General features: G+C 39.2%; 2 pseudogenes. Both read left to right on the top strand.

Features of this window, described 5'->3' with window-relative positions:
• Window positions 1-16 precede the first annotated feature (16 nt).
• Window positions 17-323, top strand: a pseudogene (locus ACFINZ_RS10475) (integrase); the annotation flags it as partial.
• A gap of 221 nt (window positions 324-544) precedes the next feature.
• Window positions 545-788: pseudogene (locus ACFINZ_RS10480) on the top strand (ATP synthase subunit); the annotation flags it as partial.

The following is a 788-nucleotide window of genomic DNA, read 5'->3' on the forward strand; positions in this document are numbered from 1 at the left end:
GGCGTGGTGTCGCAAAATGGACTGGCGGGCATTGAGAAATTTTTCTTTAAAACAAACGCGTGAATTGGCAATCCAATGCCATTCTGTTTTACATGAAAGGCGTGATCCCATTAAAGAACGTGAGAAACAAAAGCGTGAGGCAATGCTTAATCTGCATGATTTAAAAGATATTGCTCCTCAATGTTTTTGAAAGTCGTAAAGTCGAATTAAAAGGAGATGGTAAAGATGGGAACTGGTTTAGACCCTTAAAACTTTATATTCTTCCCAAATTAGGCTGTATACCCGTTTTAGAAATTATCCAAACGGGCAGAAGGACAGTTATGGTTTTATTTCAAGGTAATGCAACAGGGCATTATCACCCGGATGAGGAGGGCATTTGAAGGTGTGTTCAGGGTTGCAGTTTATAAAATTGAAAGCCACGCTATTTATGCGATAAATTGTGATAGATTTCTTTTATTGGCTTGACGAATAAATTGGGGACCAATATGTTACGCACGGTCTTGTAAGATGCGTTTTGACTTTGCTTTTTATTAAGGAGCCAATTATGGCAAAGGACAACGAGCCCGTTGTACCAAAAGAGGAAGCTGACGGAAAAAAGCAAGAAGACTGTTTTAATTCAGAGGATTTGGAATGTCGTAGTCAGAATTTAGGTTTAGCTTTAATGCGTAAAAAAGCATTAAAGAAGCGAGGGTATAGAAAAGAGGGAGGAGAGCCACAAGGAACGATGGCACGTGCAATTAAGCTTTCTAGTGAGTTTTTGGCAAGTATTATCGTAGGCGTTGTTTTAG

It is taken from the genome of Bartonella sp. AA81SXKL (assembly GCF_042196945.1).
Taxonomy (GTDB): domain Bacteria; phylum Pseudomonadota; class Alphaproteobacteria; order Rhizobiales; family Rhizobiaceae; genus Bartonella.